Source organism: Algoriphagus sp. CAU 1675 (assembly GCF_029222925.1).
Lineage (GTDB): Bacteria > Bacteroidota > Bacteroidia > Cytophagales > Cyclobacteriaceae > Algoriphagus.
Window position 1 is genome coordinate 40,277 of the sequence record NZ_JARHUI010000004.1, and the last position, 14,513, is coordinate 54,789.

Genomic DNA, 14,513 nt, shown 5'->3' on the forward strand with positions numbered 1-14,513 from the left:
CAGATAACGTATTTTTGCAAACAGGAAAAGATTCCATTCCAATTATTCATGACTGCAGACCAATTACCCGTATCAAGAAGTGCCCTAATCAAAGAAATTAAGGACTCCCCTTTAAGAATCAACTTGATGGAATTGGGCTTTCTTCCTGGAAAGACTATTAAACTGCAGCACGTAGCTCCTTCAAATGGTCCAATGGCATTTTGTCTCGATGACACTATGCTGGCTTTGCGAAAGTCAGAAGCGGCTTTGTTGGATGTACAACTTCTTTGATATTTCATGTCCGAGCCAATACACACCCCCACAGTAAAGACATTAAAGATTGCTATCATCGGTAACCCGAATGTTGGCAAATCCACGATTTTCAACCAATTGACCGGACTAAATCAGAAAATCGGAAATTATCCCGGAGTCACTGTAGACAAAAAAACCGGAGTAATGAATTACAAGGGGGTGAATTACGACATTATTGACCTTCCGGGAACCTACAGCCTTTATCCCAATTCAGAGGATGAGATTATTGCCCATAGAGTCCTAAATCAGATGAGTGAAACCGAAAAGCCTGATTTTGTGCTGATGGTGATCGATTCTTTGCAACTCTCCAGAGGGCTTTTTCTTGCTTCCCAACTGATTGATTTAGGTTTAAATCTAGCCATCGTGCTTAATATGGCAGATTTGGCAGAAAAGAAAAGCGTGGAAATCAAAGGTTTTGAACTGTTCAAAGCGCTGGGGGTTCCTGTACTCAACACCGATGCCCGAGGAGCAAAGGGATTGGATCAAATCCGAGAACTCATCCATACCAAAAACTTCATCCAAGCCGAGGAGTTTTTGAATGTATCTGATTTCATTGATCCCTCCGTATTAACTGAAGTAAAAGAGAAATTTGGCCTAAGAAACAATTATCAAGCCTATCAATTACTCCGATTTGCACCGAGAGACAAAGGACTTTCCACAGAAAAACTGGATTGGATCAAGGAAAAGCTGAAAAGCATCAAGGTCAATTTTGCTGCTGCCCAACTCGAGGAGACCAAGCTTCGCTATAAAAAAATTACAGGAATCGTCGAAAAAGCTGTTGTCAAAAAAGAACAGAAACCCATTGGAAGCAATAAAATTGACAAAATATTCCTTCATCCAATTTTAGGCTATTTCGTATTTGCTGGAATTCTCCTAGTGATGTTTCAGGCAATATTTGCTTGGGCATCAGTACCAATGGACCTAATTGACGGACTATTTGCAGAGTTAGCCTCCTTGGTCAACGATAGCCTACCCGAAGGTCCCCTTACCAGCTTGATTTCAGAAGGACTAATCCCTGGAATTGGAGGCGTTGTCATTTTCATTCCTCAAATTGCCCTTCTTTTTGGCTTTCTTGCCATCCTTGAGGATACAGGCTATATGTCGAGAGTTGTCTTTCTCATGGACAGATGGATGAGGCCTTTTGGGCTACATGGTAAAAGTATTGTGCCCCTGGTTTCCGGAATAGCCTGTGCCATTCCAGGAGTAATGGCAGCTAGAAACATTGGAAACTGGAAGGAAAAAATTATCACCATCATGGTAACTCCATTGATGAGTTGTTCCGCCAGGCTTCCAGTCTATATCATTTTGATCGGATTGGTTGTACCCAATGAATCCATCCTTGGCTTTGTCAATCTTCAAGCTTTGGCATTACTGGGACTTTATCTCTTGGGAGTTTTCGGAGTCTTGGCTACAGCCTTTATTTTGAAAAACATTCTCAAAACAGAGGAAAAAAGCTTTCTCATGGTCGAACTTCCAACCTACAGAACTCCTAGATGGAAAGATGTGGGACTTACCATGTACAACAAGTCCAAAACCTTTGTATCAGAAGCAGGAAAAGTAATTTTGGCTATTTCTGTAGTCTTATGGGTATTGGCCTCCTATGGACCTCCTTCTGCTATTGAACCTATAGAAGCTGAGAGAGACCAAAAAATTGCCCTAGCCCAAAGTGAAGAAGAAATCGAAGAGATCGAAATAGAAGCATCGTCCCAATTGCTAGAAAATTCATTTATCGGTATCATGGGAAGAGCGATAGAGCCGGCCATCCGCCCATTGGGATATGACTGGAAAATCGGAATCGCGCTGATCACATCATTTGCAGCAAGAGAGGTTTTTGTATCTACCATTGCAACCATTTACAGTATCGGAGGTGATCCTGAGGATGACCTCACCATCCGTCAAAAACTGGATTCCCAAATCAATCCAATAACGGGTGAAAAAGTATTCAATAAGGCTACGGCGTTTTCCCTTATGGTATTTTACGTATTTGCTATGCAGTGTATGAGTACCTTGGCAGTAGTTTACAGAGAAACCAAAGGATGGAAATGGCCTCTCATTCAGACCATTTACATGACGGCATTGGCTTATTTATCTGCTTTGATAGTATTTCAGATTTTATCCTAAAATGTGGCAAGAAGTAACAGTTGGATTGATTTTGATCGGGGCACTAACGTACCTTTTGAAGCGCTTTTTCCTCAAACCTAAAACCTCACCGGGATGCGATAAATGCATCAAACCCTGATTTTCTCAGGATTTGAAGCTGCATTTCTGATTTTTTGATAATTTCAACGCATGGGCAAAGTAGCCAGCCAAAGCATTCAAACCACCATTTTTTCTTACCTGGGAGTAGTCATTGGGTATTTCAATGTGCTTTGGCTCTATCCTTATGCCTTGGAGGCATCCGAATTAGGAACTTTCCGTACTATTCAGGATTTAGCACTTTTATTTGTCCCATTTGCCCAATTAGGCTTGGGACATGGAATAACACGCTTTTTCCCAAAGCTCAAACAAGGGCAATCTGCTTTTTTAAGTTTTAGCTTACTTCTTGCAACAATAGGTTTCCTGTTGATCAGTTCCCTGTTTTGGATATTTAAATCCCAACTTGTTGATCTTTTCGCTGCAAATTCCCCAGAAGTAATCCATTACCTCTGGATAGTCCTTTTCATTACATTTTTGGCTCTCGCCAACAGTATCCTTGATGCATACAGCAGATCATTCCTGAAAGTAGCTATTCCCACTTTCATTAGGGAAGTCTTCCTGCGGTTACTTACTTCTATTTTGATGGGTATTTACTTATTCAAATGGATAAGTTTTGAACAGTTAATGAGTGGCTTAATCGCTTTGTATGGGATCCCGCTAGTTGGAATGCTGGCCTACCTCATCTGGTTAAGAGTTTTGAAATTTGATTTCAGATGGAATTCTTTTCCAGAAGGTTTCCGAAGCTCCTTCATTAGATTTAGCCTCATTACATTTTTGGCAACTGCTGCCTCGACTTTGATCATGAAAATTGACAGCATCATGGTGAGTTCCATGGTCAGCTTGGAAGCAAATGCCATTTACACCATTGCATTCAGCATGGCTTTAGTGATTGAAATGCCAAGAAGAGCCATTTCTCAAGTAGTGATGCCGGTAGTTGCAGATCATTTTACACAGGGAAAGCTGGAGGAAATTAATGCTTTGTACAAACAGGTATCGAGAAGACAGCTTTATGTCTGCCTTTTACTTTTCATTGGAATTTGGGTCAATATTGATTCGATTTACCATTTTATTCCCAATCGTGAAATCTACGAAAGCGGTAAATGGGTGGTGTTTTTAATAGGAATAGGAAAGCTTTTCGATGTAGCATTTTCCATCAACAGCGAAATTCTGGTTTTTTCGAAATACTATCGGTTTAACCTCCTGGCGACTGTAGGCATGAGCCTGATGATCATATTACTCAATTATTGGTTGATCCCTATTTATGGGATAGAAGGTGCAGCTTTAGCCTCTGCCTTAGTCATGTTTCTTTTTAACCTTGTCAAGTTTCTATACTTAAAAATCAGATTAAGCTTCAGTCCTTTTGATTGGACAACGACCCGAATTCTTTTCCTAGGAGCTATTGCCCTCCTACTGCCTGAATTATTACCAACAATGGAAAATCATTTGCTGGATTTAGGAATTCGATCAATTTTGATCCTGGTAATTTACTGGACGGGAGCGGTAATTGGAATCTATGGAAAAGAGGAGCTAAGCTGGGTACTGGAAAAAATAAAAAAGTCCGGATCTTAGAGTGTTACAAACCTCCGTATAGACAAGATTTGAGCTGCCTTAAAACCGCAAACTTCCACTGTTATCCTGCCGAAGCGAGGTCCCACTTTGAAAGTATCAAAATAGGATGAGGCCTGTTTTTGGAGAGGGCTTTACTCGGTAATTTTTGTTAATTGTGAAGTTTGAACATGTCGGCGACCCGGACTTATGCAAATATACGAGATAATCCCGGGAGAGTTGGCATTTTGATAATTTAGGATTTGACTTTCAGAGAAATTCGCTAATGACCTGAAGTTCAACCCAGGAATCTTGGAATAAAATTCCGAAATATAGAAATATATAAACCAGAGAGCATTCAATTCAGTTTAAATCCAATAAAAACAAAATATTATTTTAAACACAAACTAGCTCAAACCACACATAAACCTTAAATTTGACCTTTCAAACTCCAGTCTACTATGTACCTGATCAAAAAGCTTATTGTTTGTCTAGACCAAACTCCCCTGGATAAAACACTAATTCAATATGCCTCCTTCATTGCATCGGTAAACCAGACCAAGAAAATTTATTTTGTCAACGTTATAAAGAACCTATCGGTACCCAAAGAGGTCTTGGAGGAATTTCCCAACCTCGTGGAGAACATGGTAAGTGAAAGACAGACTGCAATGGAAGTTTCTGTCAAGGAGAATTTCACTCACGTCAAAGGAGTATCGCTCAACTATATAGTGAAGGAAGGTTCTCTTTCAAAAAAGGTGCTCAAACTAGCCGACGAAAAATCAGCTGATATGATCATCATCGGCAGAAAAGTAAACCTTCCGGGCACTGGAGTTGCTTCCTTGAGGCTTGCTCGAAGAGCCTCCTGTTCCTTACTCATTGTCCCAGAAGACTCCACTCCAAAAGTCAACAAACTCTTGGTTCCTTCAGATTTTTCTGATTATTCCAAAGATGCTTTGGAAGAGGCAATAATGATTGCTGAAAAACACGGAAATGTAGAGATAGTTTGTCAAAACGTCTTTTCGATTCCTTCCGGGTATCACTTTACCGGAAAAACATATGAAGAGTTTACCCAGATCATGCAAATGCATGCTGAGATCAATTACAAAAAGTTCATCAGGAAGATTGACACCAAAGGAATAAAAATCACTCCGATTTATACCAAAGACGAAGACGATGATCCCGTTCAGGAGATTGTCAGTAAAGCTCTGGAAATCAAAGCTGATGGAATCATCATCGGTGCCAAAGGTCGAACAGCGGCCACTGCACTGTTTATCGGAAGTATGGCTGAGCGGCTAATCCAATACAACGACAGTCTTCCGCTTTTAGTGACTCGCCCAAAAGGAAAAAATGCTGGTATTCTGGATTACATTATGGAAATTTAAAAGGTAAAACCCCGAGTTTACATTCCTTGGTTTGGGGAGGATTTTAAAATCCCCTACAAACCAAGGATTTTTTTTTGCCAATTATTTTAATCCAACTTTCAAAAAACTGTTTCCTTCTATCCCAAAAATGCTCAAATTGGAGATTCACCTTAATTCAAAATCAATTAGCAAACCCATGCAACTCAAACCCAATTTACTTCAATCTGTAAAAGTCCTCACCTTGGCCGCTGGGCTTATGTTTTCTTCAAACGCATTTGGTCAAACAGGTGTCGGTATTAAACCTATCGAAGGAGCAGAGTTAATGCTGGACGGAAGCAAGGAAATGCTTCATCAAAAATGGACCTATTGGGAAGGACCAAGATTTTCATCAGAACTTCCTATCAAATGGACAGAAGTCTCCGACCCCGTTGATGGTGGAAAAGCCATCAGCAGCAATGACCCTGCGGGTGCTGGAGGAAAATATGGAGCTGCTGATATCGTCACCAAAAAAGAATACAGGGACTTCAGAGCCCATGTAGAATTTCTCATCATGAACGAAGGCGGAAATAGTGGGGTCTACCTTCAAAATAGATACGAAATCCAGGTCTTGGACGGGGATTATGGACTGCACGGAATGGCCGCGGTAATTAATGAACACCTTCCAAAAGAACAGGCCTACAACGGAATCGGAAAATGGAATGCTTACGATATCGTGTTCAAGGCTGCCCGGTTCAAAGATGGAAAGTTGAGTGAAAAGGCAAGGGTAACTGTTTATTTCAATGGTAAAAAAATCCATGAAAACGTAGAAATCCAACAAGTATGGGGAGGTCCAAATTCCGGAATGGATGGTGGAAATGACGGGGGAAAAGGAATCACAGACCGTCCAGGTGGACTCAAACTTCAGGCTGAAGGCCATGATGTAAGATATAGAAATATCTGGATCAAGGAATTAAATCTGGACGGAAAATCCACTGACTTTTAAACCGTATTACTATCACTTTAAAAAGAGAGAACATGAAAAAGCTTCCTGAAAACTCAGGAAGCTTTTTTAATTGAAACCAAAAACAAAAGCAAATATTTAGCTTAACTTGAATCGTATTGGGAGACGCATTCTGGTTCTTACTTCCCTACCCCGCTGCTTTCCTGGCTCCCATTTTGGTGACATAGAAATCACGCGCAGCGCTTCCTCATCGCATCCTGCTCCAATTCCCCTAAGAATCTCCGGATTTGAAATCAAACCATCGGTACCTATTTCAAATACTACAATCACTGTCCCTTCTACCCCCATTTCTCTAGCCTTTGCAGGATATTGCAAGTTGGTGGCCAAAAACTGATTCCAACCGCTCATTCCACCCGGTGGCTGAGGTTGCTCTTCCACAACATCAAACACCTCATCTGCATCGATTTCCACTACTTTTCCATTGACCATTCCTACCAATTCAGAGGATCCATCCTTTTTTAGAACCTCGACCACATTTTCAGGCTTAATCGGTTCTTCGCCAATACTTTGATCACAGGCAAATACCAGGAACATTATGCCAACTAAGGGCAACAAAAGTAAAAATCTACTCTTTTGCATGGAGTCAGATTGCGTTTTATTCATCATAACAATTCTTTTTTTGGTTTGAAATTGATTAAAACTATTCGTGAATTGCCAGCCTTGATCCTGAGTAATCAATCTCAACAAAAGCCTGGAATAATCGATTTGGGAAAAAGATTGAGTTACACCCTGATCTGCCTGATATTCATGTACTTCCCTAAGGGATTTTTCAAGGCTATAGATCCATGGATTAAACCAGAAAATAGCTTTTACTAATTGCAGCAATATCAAATCCCAGGTATGTCTTTTGGAAACATGCACGGACTCATGAAGCAAGATTTGTCTTTGATCAGGGTCCTCTGGATCAAATTTTGGAAGCAAAATGTAATTGAAAAATGAAGCTGGTTCAAATGAAGGATGAACGGCAAGATTCATTCCCTTGTATTGATACTTTTCAACCAACTGTAATTGGAAAATCGGTTTCGCGAGCCCCAAGACTATTCTCCCAATGGTCAACAAAAAACCCAAACCGTAAACTGAAATAAAAATGTTTTGCCATGAATACACCGATTCCTGCATGGCCACTTGCTCCCCTACGTTGATGGTAGGCAAGGAAAATTCAGCAAGAGTTGCGCTTTGGGGAGCAAGCTCAAAGGACATCAGTGGCAACAATAAAGCCAAGCCCAAAGACCCTAGTAAAACCGCCCGGTTCCAGTCAAAAAATGTCAGTTGATCCAAAACCAATTTATAAAAGCACCAGCTACAAGCCAGAATGATGCTGCCTTCCAGCAGGTAATTCAAAATAGAATTCATTTTTTTCCTGATTTTTCATATTCATCAATCAACTTCTGAAGATCATCGATTTCATTTTTGGAAATCTTTTTTTCCTTAACCATGAAAGAAAGGAAATTCCCTACCGAACCTTCAAAAAAGTGCTTAACCATGTGATTGATGCTCTTTTTGCTGTACTCCTCCTGTGTCAATAGAGGAAAATACAGATGGGTAGTACCGTATACCTTATGAGATAAATAGCCTTTTTTCTCCAACAATTTGATGGTAGATGCCAAAGTAGTATAAGGGGGTTTTGGCTCAGGCAATTCGTCCAAAATATCGCGGACAAGCGCATTTTCCAGCTTCCAGAAAATACGCATTATTCGCTCTTCGTGTTGAGATAATTCATTCATGCAACCAATCTAAAAATAAATTTTTAAAATATCTACGATTTTTTCGTTAATCTACGTGAAAAATTTAAACCGGGAAATAATTGGTATTAAATCAATTCCTTGACCTTTTTAAAAATCAGAAAAAGTTCTGCCCCTATCTGGTGGGAACGCTCCGTATATTTTTCACCCTCCAATTCTGTATCATCAAAGGCTTTGGGATCCTCAAAGCGGAATGCTATCCTAGCATCAGCGCCGGGAATAAAAGGGCAATTTTCATCTGCATGATCACAAGTCATCACAGCAGTAAATCCTGATTGGGGATTGCTTTTATCATCATAAACTTTTGAAAATGCCAAAATTGGAAAAGAATTTTCTCCCCATCTGACACTGTAAACAGGATTACCATTTCCACTTTTGGAAACCTGAAAACCATCCCTTTCAATTGCCTGGACGGCACGTTCATTAAATGCAGTCACCTCAACTCCACCAGAGTAGCAGTTGGCAGGAATCCCGTAATAATCCGCTGCAGTTTGTGCCCAAATCTGGGAAAACTGTGAACGACGGCTATTATGAGTGCAAATAAAATTCAACCGAACTTCCTCCCCTTTCTTGATTTTCAAAGAGATGAACTTGACCATCTCTTCGATAGCTGGCATTCGATTTTCCGGTATATCGGCAATCGGTAAATTCGAGATGGTTTCCTCTAGTTTGGGATAAAAATTCCTATTCATAGAATTAGCAGCAGCCTCCTCCGGGAACGCAGGCACCAGAAGATTGAATTGAAGGCATAGAAAGTCTGACTTTTGGCTTCTCAGCTGGAATCCCGCACTTATCCTTTGCCAGGCAATCCGTCATTTTGGCTACCAATTGAAATTCAGAATCGTGAAATTCCAGACTGTATTTTCCTATGGTATCACCTTGGTATTCCACTTCCACTTCCAAATCCTCAAGTTCCAATACCCGCTCAGATAGTTCAATGATATCAATTAGTTTCTGGGCTCCCAATCTATGATCAAAATCCCCATCCTCCCAAAGTTGGAAACTTATGGCCTTGTCATTTCTCACTGTGCCTCCGCAATCAATAAAGCGCTTGTTGATCTGACCGATTTCAGTAATGTGGAAGTGAGCCGGAACAGCTTCCCCATTCGGAAGACGGAAAGTGATTTCGGAAAGTCCGTTTAAGCTGGATTTAATTTCTGATAATTTCATAGATTTAATTGTAATATTACGATGTATTTGAATAATTTTTTTTCTAGCAACAATTTCCCCCTTCACAGGAGTCAAATTGATCAAAAAGCTCATTAAATAGACTTTTCACATTGTCCCAATTGTGAGAATCGATGCAATAACTCACCGATGCTCCTTCAATGGTTCCTTTGATCAGTCCTATCTCCTTCAACTCACGTAAATGTTGGGAAATGGTCGCCTGAGCCAAGCCCAATTCCTGAACCAGGGTACCGTTGATACAGGAATTGCTTTTTAGCAAATACTGTAAAATGGCGATCCGAGCAGGATGAGCAAAAGCTTTGGCAACTCTAGCCAGTTCATTTTGATCAGGAGAAAAGAGTTCTGTTTTTGAAAGCCCCATAATTAATCGCAATATTACGATATTAAGATTAAAACTTCATACATCAATCATATTTTTCATCAACCATTGATACGGCCAACATTTAATCTTTGTTAATTCTTCCTTAAGAAGCCTATTTTAATGAACCGCTCAAATCAAAAATCATTTTTAAATACGCTTTATTTTATAATTTCAGGTCATGATTTGGGCTTACCCGGACTTTACACTAACCGTCTTTTTGGCGGGTATTTTCGCAATTATATACAGCATTTACCTCTTCCGCTATTGGTTTATCAATAAGCGAATGAAGGTTGAAAAAAGAAGGCTATTTACTAAAATGGTCCTTCGTACCCTTTATTTTGCCTTGTTCTTAATTGCCTTCGCAGGCCCATCAATCGGTGTTTCCACCAAGGAGGTAAAGGAAGAGGGAAAAGATATCTTTTTGGCTTTGGACTTATCCCAATCCATGACTGCAACGGACATTGGGCCCAACAGACTCGAAAGAATCAAATTTGAACTAAAAAACCTTATCAAAAATTTCCCTTCAGACAGGATTGGCCTGATCATTTTCAGTACGGAGTCATTTATGCAATGTCCTCTGACTTTTGATCAGAGTGTTCTTTCTCTTTATTTGGAAGGTCTTAACACAAGTTTGGTCCCCAATGCGGGCACAGATCTCAATACGCCATTGAAAATGGCATTGGAGAAGTTCAGCAAAGATGAAACCCAACAGCTCAAGTCAAAATCCATTGTCCTAATCTCAGATGGAGAGCACTTTGGGGATGAGCTGAGTGATATAAACCAGGAATTGAATGACAATGGGATCAAAGTATTTACTTTGGGAATAGGCACTGAAGAAGGAGGAACAATGCCAAGGGGAAATGGACTTGTTATGGATCCAAATACCGGTAAACCGGCTTTGACACATTTGGAAAGAAAATATCTACAGGAAATCTCATCCGACACCAACGGACAATACTTTGAACTTTCTTCACAAACTCAGGAAATGGGGAGGTTGATAACTGCACTGGAACAATTGGAAGGAGGCTTGGCCAACACTCGAGTGGTTGAGGCAAGTTCCAATAAATACTTCTTCTTTTTACTTGCCGGATTGATTTTGGCCTTATTGGACATGACTTTACCAATCAAAACCATCAAATTGTAACATGAATTGGGCAAAGGTTATTCTTTCGGTTTTCCTACTGATTCCAGCTTCCTGGACTCGGGATTCGAAACTAAATGCCGCGATTGATGTGGCAGCTGAAAGCTATGCCAAAGGTGAATATGAACAGTCTGCCAAAGATCATCTGGCGATCATTGAGCAGTTCAATTTTGAGTCCGCTGCCATTGACTTCAATATCGGACTGAGCTATCATCATTCAGAATCTCCGGATGAGGCAATGACCTATTACGACAAAGCAAGTATTGCCCCTGATAAAATTTTGTCCTCCTTTTCATTCAACCAAGGCGGAGTGATTTTTGGAAACAAGAAGGAATATGAGGCAGCTTTGAGTAAATTTAAATCAGCGCTGATCAAAGATCCCCTAAACGAGGTTGCACGTCATAATTATGAAATGCTTGCTAGGTGGATGGAGCGGGATAAAGAACGCCAAAATCAGGATCAAAACAAGCCTGAACCTTCTGAATTTGCCAAGCGAAAAAAGGCAGAAGCAGACAGGTTGGTTGAACAATTCAGGTTTAGGGATGCATTACAAGTAATGAATGAAGCCTTGCAGCAAGATGAAACTGTAGCAGCCTATGAGGAGTTTATTAATAGTCTGAAAGAAATCAATGAGATCAATGAAAAGAACTAAGATGAAATACCTTGCCGTTTTTCTTTTCTTTCTGTCTACGGGCTTCTTGAAGGCACAGAATGCAGGGGATTATTTCAACCGGGCAGCAAGGTCTTATGTCAAAACTGAAAAAGAAGCCGCATTAAATACAGTTAACGAGGGATTGAACAAATTCCCAGGAGACTCGAAACTGGAAGCGCTGAAGGAAAAGCTTCAAAAAGAACAGGAAGAGGAGCAAAACCAAAATCAGCAACAGCAAAACCAGCAGAACCAACAACAGGAACAGCAACAAGAGCAGCAGCAAGGTCAGGGTGAAGAAGGAGAACAACAGGAATCCAAAGACCAGGGAGAGAAAACAGACGAAGACAAAGCTAAAGAATCCCAGTCCGGAAATCCCCAGGACCAAAGCGAGGAACCTGCTAATGAAAACGCAAACGATCAAATGGATGCCAATCTTGCGGATCGTCAGAAATCTTTGGAGGAATTCAAGGAAAAACTGAAAGCAATGAATCTAACTCCGGAGCAAGCAGCCCAAATTCTGGAGAGCATGAATGCTGCCGAACTCCGGTTTATACAACAAAACAAGAAGAAACCTACTCAAAGACCCAAAAGAGGACTTCCTGACTGGTAAAATCAAGTTTGGATAGTTCAGAGGGTCTCTTTTTAGATTGATATTACCTTAAACCCAAATAAAGATGATTAAAGAAGTTTATATAGTAGCAGCAGTAAGAACCCCCCTAGGAAGTTTTGGAGGGAAGTTATCTGGTCTTACCGCCGTGGAGCTCGGAAGTATTGCAATCAAAGGAGCACTTCAGAAATCCGGTGTGCAAGCTGAAGCAGTTCAGGAAGTTTTTATGGGAAATGTCATTTCCGCCAATTTGGGACAAGCCCCAGCCAGACAGGCAGCGATTGGAGCCGGAATTGGATACAATGTACCCTGTACTACAGTTAACAAGGTTTGCTCATCCGGAATGAAAGCCGTGATGTTTGGAGCACAGTCTATCATGCTCGGGATCAATGACGTAGTAATAGCAGGCGGAATGGAAAGCATGTCCAATGTCCCCTATTATGTACCAAAAGCGCGTTTTGGTTATAAATATGGAAATGCGGAATTGGTAGATGGATTAGTCAAAGATGGTCTCTTTGAGGTCTACTACAAATTCCCAATGGGAAATTGTGCAGATAATACCGCCAAGGAAATGAATATCAGCCGGGAGGAACAAGACGCCTATGCCATTCAGTCCTATCAGCGATCTGCAGCTGCTTGGTCCAATGGAAAATTCAAGGACGAGGTCATCCCTGTAGAACTAATGGGCCGAAAAGGAGAAAGCATTCTGATTGATGAAGATGAGGAATTCAAAAATGTGGTTTTTGAAAAGATCCCATCTCTCCGCCCAGTTTTTGAAAAAGACGGCACTGTAACCGCAGCAAATGCATCCACGATGAATGACGGAGCTTCTGCCCTTGTTCTGGTAAGCAAGGAAAAAGCAGAGGAATTGGGCCTTAAGCCTTTGGCAAAAATCCGAGGATTTGCCGATGCTGCCACCGATCCATTATGGTTTACCACAGCTCCAGCCCTAGCCATTCCAAAAGCAATCAAACATGCCGGATTGAGCACTGAGGATATTGATTTCTATGAAATCAACGAGGCTTTTTCCGCTGTAGCTTTGGCTAATCAAAAAGAACTTCACTTGGACAACAATAAACTGAATGTTTACGGGGGTGCTGTTTCCCTTGGACACCCTCTAGGAGCCTCTGGAGCCAGAATCATTTCTACCCTGAATTCAGTCTTGCATCAAGAAGGGGGTACCATAGGGGTTGCAGGTATTTGCAATGGCGGAGGCGGAGCTTCGGCCATGGTCATAGAAAAAATGTAAAAATGAATCCAAACATCCGCAGAATCCTTGGTTTCTGCGGATTATCTTCTTCTATGAAAGTAATCTTTTTCACGCTTCTCATCCTACTTTTAGGACTTGAGGCACAAGCTCAAGATACAGTCCGCACGTACTATAATGAAGAAGAAACACTAATCAAGGAAATATATATTCGGATTAATGGAAAAGCGGAAGGTCAGATCAAACGCTTTGACGAAGAAGGAAAGCTGATTCAGATAGGCGAATTAAAAAATGATCAAAGACACGGAATATTCTTGGATCTAGATCCAAATACCGGAGACACTTTGAGGATCATTCCATTTCTTAACAATCAGAGAGACGGAGAAAGTAAAAGCTTTTATCCCAATGGAAACATCCAACAGAAACTAACCTTTGTCAATAATGAAATTCAAGGGAAAGTCATCTCCTATTTTCCCGACGGAACCGTTCAGGATAGCACCGAATTCAGAGACAACAAGCCTTCAGGAATATCTCAATCTTTTTATGAAAATGGTAAAATCAGAATCCGTACCACTTACCTCCAAGGCAGGCTAAATGGAAGTTATCAGGAGTTTTATGAGAACGGACAGCTTTCAGTTAATGCCACTTACCTGGATGGAGAATTGGAAGGAACAGAAACCAGATATTTTGAAGATGGAAAATTACAGTCTTCCCGAACCTATTCAAACGGGGTTTTGGACGGTAACTATTTATTGAATTTTCCAGATGGCAATCCTCAACGCAAGGGAACTTATAAAAAAGGATTGCCTGAAGGAGAATTGATTTCCTATTATGAAAATGGAAAAATCAAAGAAAAAGGGGTTTACAAAAAGGGAGTGCCCCAACAGCCAGTAGTTGTTTATTTCCCAGAAGGAAAAATTGCCAAAAGAAGTATTTTCTCTGAAAAAGGAATCCTTCAAAGGGAAGCAAGCTATTATGAAAATGGGCAAACTTACCAGCAGGTAAATTTCCTTAATGGAAAAGCTGAAGGAGAGGTTAAAGTCTACCGGGAGGATGGCACATTGGCGGAAATAAAGAGATTCCAAGGCGGAAACCTGCATGGAAAGAGAGAATACTTTGATGAATCCGGCCAGCTGGAAAAAGTAGAGGTATACGAAAAAGGAAAGAAAACTGACAAATAATCACCTAGTCCAAAGCAGAAAGGAAAAGCTTTTTCTATTTT

At 40.7% G+C, this 14,513-nt stretch carries 15 protein-coding genes; 10 read left to right on the forward strand and 5 right to left on the reverse strand.

The window, feature by feature from the left end; translation table 11 throughout:
* Positions 1–48: 48 nt before the first annotated feature.
* The 5 genes from P2G54_RS10200 (at position 49) to P2G54_RS10220 (ending at position 6,375) form a co-directional block, all read left to right on the forward strand.
* Positions 49–270 (forward strand): FeoA family protein, encoded by a 222-nt coding sequence (locus tag P2G54_RS10200; protein WP_275870779.1) that lies wholly within the window; start codon positions 49–51, stop codon positions 268–270.
* Between the two features lie 6 nt (positions 271–276).
* A complete protein-coding gene (gene feoB / locus P2G54_RS10205) occupies positions 277–2,412 on the forward strand; it encodes a ferrous iron transport protein B (RefSeq protein ID WP_275870781.1) in 2,136 nt (711 codons plus the stop codon).
* A 168-nt stretch (positions 2,413–2,580) separates the two neighbouring features.
* Positions 2,581–4,056, forward strand: coding sequence for a polysaccharide biosynthesis C-terminal domain-containing protein (locus P2G54_RS10210; RefSeq protein ID WP_275870783.1), 1,476 nt, complete (start codon positions 2,581–2,583; stop codon positions 4,054–4,056).
* 437 nt (positions 4,057–4,493) lie between these two features.
* The gene (locus P2G54_RS10215) at positions 4,494–5,414 is read left to right on the forward strand and encodes a universal stress protein (RefSeq protein ID WP_275870785.1); all 921 of its coding nucleotides are present in this window, start codon (positions 4,494–4,496) and stop codon (positions 5,412–5,414) included.
* A 235-nt stretch (positions 5,415–5,649) separates the two neighbouring features.
* Positions 5,650–6,375, forward strand: coding sequence for a DUF1080 domain-containing protein (locus P2G54_RS10220; RefSeq protein WP_275871521.1), 726 nt, complete (start codon positions 5,650–5,652; stop codon positions 6,373–6,375).
* A 96-nt stretch (positions 6,376–6,471) separates the two neighbouring features.
* Here P2G54_RS10220 and P2G54_RS10225 read toward each other — a convergent pair whose 3' ends face one another.
* The 5 genes from P2G54_RS10225 to P2G54_RS10245 form a co-directional block, all read right to left on the reverse strand.
* The gene (locus P2G54_RS10225; RefSeq protein WP_275870787.1) at positions 6,472–7,746 is read right to left on the reverse strand and encodes a M56 family metallopeptidase; all 1,275 of its coding nucleotides are present in this window, start codon (positions 7,744–7,746) and stop codon (positions 6,472–6,474) included.
* Complete coding sequence (locus P2G54_RS10230; protein ID WP_275870789.1) at positions 7,743–8,117, reverse strand: BlaI/MecI/CopY family transcriptional regulator; 375 nt, start codon at positions 8,115–8,117, stop codon at positions 7,743–7,745. The genes P2G54_RS10225 and P2G54_RS10230 overlap by 4 nt, the downstream gene beginning before the upstream one ends.
* Before the next feature lie 86 nt (positions 8,118–8,203).
* On the reverse strand, positions 8,204–8,827 hold the full coding sequence (locus P2G54_RS10235) for a protein-tyrosine-phosphatase (RefSeq protein ID WP_275870791.1): 624 nt from the start codon (positions 8,825–8,827) through the stop codon (positions 8,204–8,206).
* A gap of 4 nt (positions 8,828–8,831) precedes the next feature.
* Positions 8,832–9,305: a DUF6428 family protein gene (locus P2G54_RS10240; protein WP_275870793.1), complete on the reverse strand. Its 474-nt coding sequence runs from the start codon at positions 9,303–9,305 to the stop codon at positions 8,832–8,834.
* A 43-nt stretch (positions 9,306–9,348) separates the two neighbouring features.
* The gene (locus P2G54_RS10245) at positions 9,349–9,684 is read right to left on the reverse strand and encodes a metalloregulator ArsR/SmtB family transcription factor (protein ID WP_275870795.1); all 336 of its coding nucleotides are present in this window, start codon (positions 9,682–9,684) and stop codon (positions 9,349–9,351) included.
* Between the two features lie 178 nt (positions 9,685–9,862).
* Between P2G54_RS10245 and P2G54_RS10250 the strand changes: the two genes are divergently transcribed.
* The 5 genes from P2G54_RS10250 to P2G54_RS10270 all read left to right on the forward strand — a co-directional run bounded on the left by P2G54_RS10250 (position 9,863) and on the right by P2G54_RS10270 (position 14,472).
* Complete coding sequence (locus tag P2G54_RS10250; RefSeq protein WP_275870797.1) at positions 9,863–10,828, forward strand: VWA domain-containing protein; 966 nt, start codon at positions 9,863–9,865, stop codon at positions 10,826–10,828.
* A 1-nt stretch (position 10,829) separates the two neighbouring features.
* On the forward strand, positions 10,830–11,477 hold the full coding sequence (locus P2G54_RS10255) for a hypothetical protein (RefSeq protein WP_275870799.1): 648 nt from the start codon (positions 10,830–10,832) through the stop codon (positions 11,475–11,477).
* Positions 11,464–12,087 (forward strand): hypothetical protein, encoded by a 624-nt coding sequence (locus P2G54_RS10260; protein WP_275870801.1) that lies wholly within the window; start codon positions 11,464–11,466, stop codon positions 12,085–12,087. The genes P2G54_RS10255 and P2G54_RS10260 overlap by 14 nt, the downstream gene beginning before the upstream one ends.
* Before the next feature lie 67 nt (positions 12,088–12,154).
* Positions 12,155–13,333, forward strand: coding sequence for an acetyl-CoA C-acyltransferase (locus P2G54_RS10265; protein WP_275871522.1), 1,179 nt, complete (start codon positions 12,155–12,157; stop codon positions 13,331–13,333).
* A gap of 53 nt (positions 13,334–13,386) precedes the next feature.
* Positions 13,387–14,472, forward strand: coding sequence for a toxin-antitoxin system YwqK family antitoxin (locus P2G54_RS10270; protein WP_275870803.1), 1,086 nt, complete (start codon positions 13,387–13,389; stop codon positions 14,470–14,472).
* Positions 14,473–14,513 lie beyond the last annotated feature (41 nt).

Bases quoted from the DNA above. Each gene is read 5' to 3' on its own strand.
- P2G54_RS10200 (WP_275870779.1), top strand. From the start codon at position 49: ATGACTGCAGACCAATTACCCGTATCAAGAAGTGCCCTAATCAAAGAA.
- feoB (WP_275870781.1), top strand. From the start codon at position 277: ATGTCCGAGCCAATACACACCCCCACAGTAAAGACATTAAAGATTGCT.
- P2G54_RS10210 (WP_275870783.1), top strand. From the start codon at position 2,581: ATGGGCAAAGTAGCCAGCCAAAGCATTCAAACCACCATTTTTTCTTAC.
- P2G54_RS10215 (WP_275870785.1), top strand. From the start codon at position 4,494: ATGTACCTGATCAAAAAGCTTATTGTTTGTCTAGACCAAACTCCCCTG.
- P2G54_RS10220 (WP_275871521.1), top strand. From the start codon at position 5,650: ATGTTTTCTTCAAACGCATTTGGTCAAACAGGTGTCGGTATTAAACCT.
- P2G54_RS10225 (WP_275870787.1), bottom strand. From the start codon at position 7,746: ATGAATTCTATTTTGAATTACCTGCTGGAAGGCAGCATCATTCTGGCT.
- P2G54_RS10230 (WP_275870789.1), bottom strand. From the start codon at position 8,117: ATGAATGAATTATCTCAACACGAAGAGCGAATAATGCGTATTTTCTGG.
- P2G54_RS10235 (WP_275870791.1), bottom strand. From the start codon at position 8,827: ATGAATAGGAATTTTTATCCCAAACTAGAGGAAACCATCTCGAATTTA.
- P2G54_RS10240 (WP_275870793.1), bottom strand. From the start codon at position 9,305: ATGAAATTATCAGAAATTAAATCCAGCTTAAACGGACTTTCCGAAATC.
- P2G54_RS10245 (WP_275870795.1), bottom strand. From the start codon at position 9,684: ATGGGGCTTTCAAAAACAGAACTCTTTTCTCCTGATCAAAATGAACTG.
- P2G54_RS10250 (WP_275870797.1), top strand. From the start codon at position 9,863: ATGATTTGGGCTTACCCGGACTTTACACTAACCGTCTTTTTGGCGGGT.
- P2G54_RS10255 (WP_275870799.1), top strand. From the start codon at position 10,830: ATGAATTGGGCAAAGGTTATTCTTTCGGTTTTCCTACTGATTCCAGCT.
- P2G54_RS10260 (WP_275870801.1), top strand. From the start codon at position 11,464: ATGAAAAGAACTAAGATGAAATACCTTGCCGTTTTTCTTTTCTTTCTG.
- P2G54_RS10270 (WP_275870803.1), top strand. From the start codon at position 13,387: ATGAAAGTAATCTTTTTCACGCTTCTCATCCTACTTTTAGGACTTGAG.